Origin of the sequence: Mesorhizobium sp. M5C.F.Cr.IN.023.01.1.1, assembly GCF_003997585.1 — a bacterium.
In the GTDB taxonomy this organism is placed as follows: Bacteria; Pseudomonadota; Alphaproteobacteria; order Rhizobiales; family Rhizobiaceae; genus Mesorhizobium; species Mesorhizobium wenxiniae.
This window is the reverse complement of the sequence record NZ_RZSU01000086.1, coordinates 18,683-27,138: the sequence shown is the minus strand read 5'-3', so window position 1 is coordinate 27,138 and position 8,456 is coordinate 18,683. Positions and strand designations below refer to the sequence as shown.

General features: G+C 63.3%; 8 protein-coding genes. 5 read left to right on the top strand and 3 right to left on the bottom strand.

All coding sequences use genetic code 11. The features are described 5' to 3' along the window. Window positions 1-70: 70 nt before the first annotated feature. Together pncB and gcvA are read right to left on the bottom strand one after the other, a co-directional pair. The gene (gene pncB, locus EOA78_RS26735; protein ID WP_127317778.1) at window positions 71-1,375 is read right to left on the bottom strand and encodes a nicotinate phosphoribosyltransferase; all 1,305 of its coding nucleotides are present in this window, start codon (window positions 1,373-1,375) and stop codon (window positions 71-73) included. A gap of 138 nt (window positions 1,376-1,513) precedes the next feature. Next, window positions 1,514-2,488, bottom strand: coding sequence for a transcriptional regulator GcvA (gcvA, locus tag EOA78_RS26730; protein ID WP_127317776.1), 975 nt, complete (start codon window positions 2,486-2,488; stop codon window positions 1,514-1,516). A 231-nt stretch (window positions 2,489-2,719) separates the two neighbouring features. Here gcvA and speB point away from each other — a divergent pair, with 231 nt between their 5' ends. The 4 genes from speB to EOA78_RS26710 all read left to right on the top strand — a co-directional run bounded on the left by speB (window position 2,720) and on the right by EOA78_RS26710 (window position 6,137). Continuing rightward, window positions 2,720-3,781, top strand: a complete 1,062-nt coding sequence (speB, locus tag EOA78_RS26725; RefSeq protein ID WP_127317774.1) for an agmatinase — start codon at window positions 2,720-2,722, stop codon at window positions 3,779-3,781. Between the two features lie 149 nt (window positions 3,782-3,930). After that, entirely contained in the window at window positions 3,931-4,734 is an 804-nt protein-coding gene (locus EOA78_RS26720; RefSeq protein WP_127317772.1) for a transporter substrate-binding domain-containing protein, read from the top strand. A 93-nt stretch (window positions 4,735-4,827) separates the two neighbouring features. Then, the gene (locus tag EOA78_RS26715) at window positions 4,828-5,496 is read left to right on the top strand and encodes an amino acid ABC transporter permease (protein ID WP_029347214.1); all 669 of its coding nucleotides are present in this window, start codon (window positions 4,828-4,830) and stop codon (window positions 5,494-5,496) included. Continuing rightward, window positions 5,493-6,137, top strand: coding sequence for an amino acid ABC transporter permease (locus tag EOA78_RS26710; protein WP_127317770.1), 645 nt, complete (start codon window positions 5,493-5,495; stop codon window positions 6,135-6,137). The genes EOA78_RS26715 and EOA78_RS26710 overlap by 4 nt, the downstream gene beginning before the upstream one ends. A gap of 30 nt (window positions 6,138-6,167) precedes the next feature. Here EOA78_RS26710 and EOA78_RS26705 read toward each other — a convergent pair whose 3' ends face one another. After that, on the bottom strand, window positions 6,168-7,571 hold the full coding sequence (locus EOA78_RS26705) for an MATE family efflux transporter (RefSeq protein WP_127317768.1): 1,404 nt from the start codon (window positions 7,569-7,571) through the stop codon (window positions 6,168-6,170). Window positions 7,572-7,856: 285 nt separating this feature from the next. On the opposite strand from EOA78_RS26705, the gene EOA78_RS26700 reads away from it, so the two are divergent. Continuing rightward, on the top strand, window positions 7,857-8,435 hold the full coding sequence (locus tag EOA78_RS26700; protein WP_127317766.1) for a histidine phosphatase family protein: 579 nt from the start codon (window positions 7,857-7,859) through the stop codon (window positions 8,433-8,435). Window positions 8,436-8,456: the final 21 nt, after the last annotated feature.

Here is an 8,456-nt window from a genome sequence, read left to right as displayed (position 1 = left end):
GTATTGCTATTGCCAAGCGGCAGCGCTCTGCGGCGAAGGAACTCATGCTATCCAAGAGTTCCCTCGCCCCTCACACCTTGACCAGTTGCTCCACGCGGTCTTTCTCGCCAAATATACGCAAATAGCGTTCGATCTCCTTCTCGTCGCCGGTGCCCTTGGCTGGATTATCGGACAGCTTGACCGCCGGGCGGCCATTGGCCTCGGTGACCTTGCAGACCAGCGAGATGGCGTCGAGCCGGTTGGTGTTGGTCGGCGCGCAGCCTTCGAAATCGTTGGTCAGGTTGGTGCCCCAGCCGAAGGACATGCGCACCTTGCCGCGGAAGTGGCGGTAGGTTTCCTCGATGGTCTCGACCTCGAGCCCGTCGGAGAAGATGAGCAGCTTTTGCCTGGGGTCCTTGCCCTTTTCACGCCACCAGGAAAGGATCTTCTCGCCGCCCTCGATCGGCGGCGCGCTGTCGGGCCGAAAGCCGGTCCAGTCGGCGACCCAGTCCGGCGCATCGCGCAGAAACGAAGCGGTGCCGAAAGCATCGGGCAGCACGATCAGCAGATTGCCGCCATAGTAGCGCTGCCAGTCCTGCAGTACCTTGTAGGGCGACTGCTTCAACTCCTTTTCGGAATTGGCGAGGGCGGCGAGCACCATCGGCAATTCATGCGCGTTGGTGCCGAGCGCCTCGAGGTCGTTATCCATGGCCAAAAGCACGTTGGAGGTGCCGGTGAAAGCCTCGCCGATGCCTTCCTTCAGCGCTTCGACGCACCAGCGCTGCCACAGGAAAGAATGGCGGCGGCGCGTGCCGAAGTCCGAAATGCGGATATCCGGCAGCGCTTTCAGCCGCTCCGTCTTGGCCCACATTTTGGCCTTGGCGCGGGCATAGAGCACGTCGAGCGCGAACGGGCCGAACGCCCGCATGGCCGCGCGGGATCGGAGTTCATTGATAATTGCCAGCGCCGGGATCTCCCACAGCGTCGTGTACATCCACGGACCGCTGAAAGTGAGCTCGTACTGGCCATTGCGCTTGGAAAGCACGTATTCCGGCAGCTGGAAATTTTCAAGCCAGGCGAGGAATTCCGGTTCGAAGATCTGCTTGCGGCCATAGAAGGTATTGCCGCCGAGCCAGATCATCTCTTTCTTGGAGAAGCGCAAGGTGCGGGCATGGTCGAGCTGATCGCGCAGTTCCGCCTCGTCGATCTCGTCGGCAAGGCGAACCGAAGTGGTGCGGTTGATCAGCGAGAAGGTGGTGTCGATCTTGGGATACATGCCCCAGATCATCTGCAGCATCAGCAGCTTGTAGAAATCGGTGTCGAGCAGGCTGCGGACGATCGGGTCGAGCTTCCAGGTGTGGTTGTAGACGCGCCGCGCTATATCGGTCTTAGTCATGTCTCGATGCCGCCTTCACTGCTCGCTCCCTGCGGAATGCCTCTTAGCATTGAATTTTTGAAAGCGCCTCCCGCTTTGCGGGCTGGCCCGACAAAAAGAAAAGCCGGCGGCAAGCATGCGGCTTCGGCAATCGCGGCCTCAGGAAGCGGTCTTGGCGCCGACCACTCGCAGCGCCGGGCGCTTCCGGCGGATGCCGATGCGGCCCGCCACCGGCGCATCGGCGCGTCCGTCGGCCTGTTCTTTCTCGGCAAATAGCCAGTCGATGAACAGCTGCACGATCGGTGCCGACCTCATCTCGTTGCGACAGACGACGTAGAAATCGTCGACCGCCGGCACCGACAGGCTGAACGGCGCGACAAGCAGTCCCCTGGCGAGCAGCCCGCTTGCCGTCACAGTATCGCCAAGCGCCACGCCGTGACCATGAACCGCCGCCTCACTCGCCATGCGCGCGTCGCCGAGATGGTGCCGGCGGCCGCGCTCCAGATCGAGCGCATCGGCGGCGGCCAGCCAGGTGTGCCACTCGCGGCCGTCGTCGCCATGCAGGAAGACGTGGTCGGCGAGATCGCGCACGGTGCGGATCGGACGGTTGTTGATCAGCGTCGGGCTGACCACCGGGAACAGTTCGAGACCCGACCATTTGCGCATCCAGCAATCGGTCCAGCTGCCGTCGCCATAGTGGACGCAGACGTCGATATGTGGCGCGCGGACGTCCTTGGCGTCATTGGACGGGATCAGCGTCAGCCTGATGTCCGGATATTGCGAGGTGAAGCTGCCGAGCCGCGGAATCATCCACAGCAACAGCAGCGCCGGCACGCAGGATACCGAGAGGGCGCCGGTGCTCGCCGGCCTTGTCATGCGCTGCGTGGCGGCCGCGATGCCGTCGAAGGCGGTCGACACCGCCGGCAGCAATTCGGCCCCGTGCGGCGTCAGCTTCACCCGCTGACCGGCGCGCTCGAACAGCTTGACGCCAAGCGACTGTTCGAGCGCCTTGATCTGATGACTGATGGCGCCGTGGGTGACGTTGAGCTCAGCCGCCGCCATGGTCAGCGAGGCATGGCGCGCTGTTGCCTCGAAGGCGCGCAGCGGATTCAGGGGAGGCAGACGCTTGGCCATCGGAGCCTCAAAGGAACACGATCCCGAAAAATGGAACAGGTCTACGGATACGACCTGCTCAACATAATGTGAGATTTTCTCACAGCAAAGACCCTAACAATATCAATTGATTTTTCAAAGCAGCTGCAAGACACTTTGGGTCGAACAGCATCAAGACGTGAAATCCGCAGGCAGCCGGCAGGACGGCGACCGTCATTGATGGCCGCTCCGCACCAGCCATGGAGGACCGACATGGGTTATGATCGCGGCAAGCTCGAATCGTTGCGCCGCAAATATGGCGAAAGCCATGGCGGCGAGATGTTCGACCCCAAATTCCGGCGCGTCGCCGACAAGATCTTCTCCAAGAGCGGCACGCGGCTGGCGCCCTATTCCGGCATTCCGACCTTCCTCGCCGCGCCTTACCGGGAAATTGCCGCCGACAATCCTGATTTCGGCGATCTGCAGGTGGCGATGATCGGCGTGCCGATGGACCTTGGCGTGACCAACCGGCCGGGCGCCCGCTTTGGGCCAAGGGCGCTGCGCGCCATCGAGCGCATCGGCCCCTACAACCATGTGCTGGAATGCGCCCCGACACACGAGCTGAAGGTGGCCGATATCGGTGACGTGCCATTCCAGAGCCGCTACCGGCTGGAAACCAGCCATGACGACATCGAGCGTCGCACGAACCAGATCGTCGATGCCGGCGTCATCCCGCTGTCGGTCGGCGGCGATCATTCGATCAGCCATCCGATCCTGAAGGCTGTCGGCAAAAAAGCGCCGGTCGGCATGATCCATATCGACGCCCACTGCGACACCAGCGGCTTGTTCGACATGACCAAGTTCCACCATGGCGGGCCGTTCCGCAACGCGGTGCTGGACGGGGTGCTGGATCCGTCGCGGACCATCCAGATCGGCATCCGCGGCTCGGCCGAGTATCTGTGGGAGTTCACCTACGAATCCGGCATGACCGTCGTGCATGCCGAAGAGGTGACCGGCCTCGGCATGCCCGCCATCATCGCGAAGGCGCGCCAGGTCGTCGGCGATGGCCCGACCTATGTGTCCTTCGACATCGACAGCATCGACCCGGCATTCGCGCCCGGCACCGGCACGCCGGAAGTCGGCGGGCTGACGACGCGGGAGGTGCTTGAACTGCTGCGCGGCCTGAAGGGCCTCAACATCGTCGGCGGCGACGTCGTCGAGGTGGCGCCGCAATATGACGCGACCACCAACACGGCCCATGCCGGCGCGCAGGTGCTGTTCGAGATCCTCAGCCTGATGGTCTTCAGCCCGGCGATCTCAGGCAAGGGGGCCTGACGCATTCAGACCATGATCCCGACGGCGGACACCGGTTTGTTGCTCCGCTGACCAACAGATCATGGTCCAATCAGAAGTTCCAAGGCGAGCGCCGCGCTGGAGCCGGCGGCCGCTTTCAAAACAAACAAGCTTCCAGCAGGGGAACGATAATGGCACTTCATATGAAGCTCAAATCATCCATCGCCGGCGTGCTGATGCTCGCCGGCTTTGGTCTTGCCACCCAGGCCGCCAGGGCCGACGCGGTCGACGACATCACCAAGGCCGGCGCCATCAATGTCGGCATTTTCTCCGACTTTCCGCCCTTCTCCTCGGCCAGTGCCGATATGAGCATCAAGGGCTATGACATCGACGTGGCGCAGTTCATCGCCGAACAGCTCAATGTCAAGCTCAATTTGGTCAGCGTGACCGGCCAGAACCGCATCCCGTATCTTACCGACAAGCGCGTCGATATCCTGATGAGCGTCGGCTACTCCAAGGAGCGTGAGCAGGTGATCGATTTCGCCGCCGCCTACGCGCCCTACTATATCGCCGTGATCGGCCCGGCCTCGCTCATGGTCGAAGGCAAGAAAGACCTCGCCGACAAATCGATCGCCGTCAACCGCGGCACGCTGGAAGATACGTCGCTGACCGAGGCAGCCCCCGCCTCGGCCGATATCCGCCGTTTCGACAACTATAATTCCGTCATCCAGGCCTTCATCTCGGGCCAGACCCAGCTGATGGTCGTCGGCAACGACGTCGGCGCCCAGGTGCTCGCCCGCCAGGAGGCACTGAAGCCGGAGCAGAAGTTCCAGCTTCTCACCTCGCCGTCGCATATCGGCCTCAACAAGAACGAGAACCGACTGAAGCAGGCGGTCAACGACGCGGTCGCCAAGATGCTGGCCGACGGCAAGCTGGACGAGAGCTCGCAAAGGTGGCTGAAGACTCCGCTCAATCCCGACAACCTCAAGGATTGACCTCCAGAGCGGCTCCGGTTCTCCTGGAACCGGCACCGCCCTACCGTTTGTCTTGCCGCATTCAGCCCTGCTAAAGGGTCAGGACCTATCCTCATGGGCTATAACCTGGACTTCGGCTGGCTTGCCGGTGCCGCGGGCGCGATCACGCGCGGTGCAGGCACGACGATCCTGCTGATCGTCATCACCACCCTCGCAGGGACGCTGCTCAGCATCCTCGGGGCGGCTGGGCGGCGAAACGGCCCTGTGCTGCTCAAGCGAGCCATCGCCGTCTATGTCGAGGTGATGCGCAACACGCCGTTCCTGGTGCAGCTGTTCTTCATCTTCTTCGGGCTGCCGAGCATCGGCATAAGGCTCGATCCGCTGCTGGCCGCCATGCTGGCAATGACGCTCAACATGGCGGCCTACACGATCGAGATCGTCGGCGCCGGGCTCGACGCTGTGCCGCGCGGGCAGACGGAAGCAGCACTGGCGCTTGGGCTCAGGCCACGTCAGGTGTTCGTCAAGATCGTGCTGCCGCAGGCGCTCAAGGTGATCTATCCGGCGCTGACCAGCCAGATCATCATCATGATGCTGGAGTCCGCCGTGGTGTCGCAGATCGCGGTGCGCGAACTGACCTACGAGGCCGACATGCTGCAGGCGCGCACCTTCCGCGCATTCGAGACGTATTTCGTGGTGACGATCGTCTATCTCCTTCTGTCGATGGGGCTGCGCCGGCTGCTGGTCAGCGGCGGCCGCCGCGCTCTGGGAGCCGGCGTGTCATGATCGAATTCACCTTCTGGGACATCGTCCGAAACCTTGTCCTCGCCGCGCGCTGGACGGTGCTTCTGTCGCTGGCGGCTTTCGCCGGCGGCGGCGTGGTCGGGATGCTCGTGCTGCTCTTCCGGATCGCCAAGAATAAATGGGCGCGGCGGCTTGCATCGGGCTACATCGCGCTTTTTCAGGGAACGCCGCTGCTCATGCAGCTCTTCCTGATGTTCTTCGGCCTGCCGATGCTGGGCTTGCGCATCGAGCCGTGGACCGCCGCAGCGCTTGGCCTCACCTTTTTCGCCAGCGCCTATCTCGCCGAGATCTGGCGCGGCGGCGTCGATGCGCTGCCGCGCGGCCAGTGGGATGCCGGCGCCAGCCTCGGCCTCCACTATCTGCAGGAACTCCGGCTGATCATCCTGCCGCAGGCGTTCTCGATCACCCGTGCGCCGACTGTCGGTTTCCTGGTGCAGCTGATCAAGTCGACCGCGCTGACCTCGATCATCGGTTTCGAGGAACTGGTCAGGACATCCAACGCGATCAACAATGCGACCTTCGAACCGTTCACCGTCTATGGGCTGGTGGCGCTGATCTTCTTCGTCATGTGTTTTCCGCTGACGCAATATGCACGCAGGCTTGAACGCGCGGCGGCCCGCTGAGTCGCACCGGTCGACCGTCGGGATTCTGCTTCAATGCCCGAAGGAGAGCGGCGGCGCGATCCTGTCGCGCCGCAGCCAGCGGGCCAGAAGCAGCGCCGCCACCACCGCCAGCCCTAACGACAGGCCGATCCAGATGCCGACGCCGTCGAGGCCGGAATAGAAGGCGAGCAGCACGCCCAGGGGCAGGCCGATACCCCAATATCCGATCGCGGCATAGATCATCGGCACCTTGGTGTCGTGCAGGCCGCGCAGCATGCCGGCGGCAACCGCTTGCGCGCCGTCGAAAATCTGGAACAGCGCGGCAAAGGCCAGGAACGACACGGCAAGCCCGATCACCCTGGCATTGGCCGGTTCACCAAGATTGATGAAGGCGCTGATCAGCAGCTGCGGCCACAGGATCATCACCAGCCCCATCAGCGCCATGAACGAGACGCCAATGACAAAAGCGGTCCAGCCGGCGCGGGAAACACCTTCCGGATTGCCGGCGCCATGGGCGAGCCCGACGCGCACCGTAGCCGCCTGGTTGAGGCCGAGCGGCACCATGAAGCTGATCGAGGCGATCTGGATGGCGATGGCATGCGCGGCGAGCGATGCCGCGTCGATCAGGCCCATCAGAAGGGCTGCCGCGTTGAAGATCGTCACCTCGAAGGCGAGGAGACCGGCGATCGGCAGGCCGAGCCGCAGCAGGCCCTTGAAGCGCGGCCAGTCGGCCCGCCAGAAGCGCCCGAACAGCCGATAACGGCGAAACTTCGGCTCAAGCATCACCACCGCCGCCATGCCGACGAACATCAGAGTGCTGGACAGCGTGGTGGCGAGGCCGGAGCCGGCGATGCCCATCGAAGGGGCGCCGAGATTGCCGAACATGAACACCCAGTTGAAGAAGACATTGCAGGCGACGGCTACGAAGACGATGACCAGCGCCCAACCCGGCCGCTCCAGCGCCGAGATGAACGAGCGCAGGACGATATAGCCGTAGAAGGGCAGAACCGCCCATTCGAGCCAGCGCAGGTAGATGCCGGCCTGATGCGCCAGCGCCGGTTCCTGGCCTATGGCCAGCAATACGGCCTCGCCGTACCAGAGAAATATCCAGATCGGGATTGAGATGAGGATCGCCAGCCACAGGCCCTGCCGCACGGTGCGGCGCAGATCGCGCACGGAATGGCGACGGCGGCCGAGTTCCGTGGCGATCATCGGCGAGGTCGCCAGCATCAGGCCAAGCCCGAAAATCAGCGGCATGAAATAGAGGTTGGCGCCGAGCGCACCGCTGGCCAGCGTGTCCGGACCCAGCCGCCCCATCATCATGACGTCGGTGGCGGTCATCGCGGTCTGGCCGAGATTGGTGAGCACCATCGGCCAGGCGAGCGCCAGCGTCGCCCTGATTTCCTGACGCCAAAGATTTTCCGGCGCGCGAGCGCCGGCTTCGATCGCAGACATTTTCGCCTATCCGATTGCGGCGCGTCGGCAAAAAGGCCGGAAGCAGCGTCTCAGCGCGGAAAATAGCCGTGGTCGGCCCGGATTCCGCATCAACGGCACGGCTTGTCCACGAAATTGGCAGCTATGGCAAGAGGCTGACGCGGGGAAGGGTTGAGCCAGCGCGTACGGTCTCATTCCCGCCCGTTTAACCCGCTTGTTTGGAGAGAGCGCAGAAGCCGCTATGGTTGGGTCGCTGACTGACCTGACGAGCAGGCAAGATATCGGATTCCATCGAAAGGCATGCGGATGAGCGCGTTTCCCGAAATCTATCTGGTTCGGCATGGCGAGACGGAATGGAGCGCGTCGGGAAAGCACACCGGCCTGACCGACATACCGCTGACGCCTGCCGGCGAGGCGGCTGCCGGGCGGGTCGCTGAGCGGTTGCAGGGCCTTTCGTTCCAGGCTGTCTGGTCGAGTCCGTCGCAGCGCGCCTTCAAGACTTGTACGCTGGCCGGCTTCGGTTCGGCCGGCGTGAAGAAGGCCGATCTGGCGGAATGGGATTACGGCGCCTACGAGGGGCTGACCACAAAGCAGATCCTCATCGAACGCCCCGGCTGGCGTCTCTTTCGCGACGGCTGCCCTGATGGCGAGGCGGCAGAGGACGTCGGTGCAAGGGCGGATCGGATCATCGACGAACTGCGTGGCGTCAACGGCAATGTTCTGGTGTTTTCAAGCTCGCATTTCCTGCGGGTGCTGGCGGCGCGCTGGCTCGGCCTGCCGCCGCAAAATGGCGCGCTGTTCGTGCTGGATACCGCCAGCACAAGCGTACTCGGCTATGAGCACGACCTTAGCGAACCAATTATCCGGCGATGGAACCAGAGATAGCAGACGCTTTACAGGCTTGTT

Coding starts and splice junctions, on each gene's coding strand:
- EOA78_RS26700 (WP_127317766.1), top strand. CDS start 7,857: ATGAGCGCGTTTCCCGAAATCTATCTGGTTCGGCATGGCGAGACGGAA.
- EOA78_RS26705 (WP_127317768.1), bottom strand. CDS start 7,571: ATGTCTGCGATCGAAGCCGGCGCTCGCGCGCCGGAAAATCTTTGGCGT.
- gcvA (WP_127317776.1), bottom strand. CDS start 2,488: ATGGCCAAGCGTCTGCCTCCCCTGAATCCGCTGCGCGCCTTCGAGGCA.
- speB (WP_127317774.1), top strand. CDS start 2,720: ATGGGTTATGATCGCGGCAAGCTCGAATCGTTGCGCCGCAAATATGGC.
- EOA78_RS26715 (WP_029347214.1), top strand. CDS start 4,828: ATGGGCTATAACCTGGACTTCGGCTGGCTTGCCGGTGCCGCGGGCGCG.
- EOA78_RS26720 (WP_127317772.1), top strand. CDS start 3,931: ATGGCACTTCATATGAAGCTCAAATCATCCATCGCCGGCGTGCTGATG.
- EOA78_RS26710 (WP_127317770.1), top strand. CDS start 5,493: ATGATCGAATTCACCTTCTGGGACATCGTCCGAAACCTTGTCCTCGCC.
- pncB (WP_127317778.1), bottom strand. CDS start 1,375: ATGACTAAGACCGATATAGCGCGGCGCGTCTACAACCACACCTGGAAG.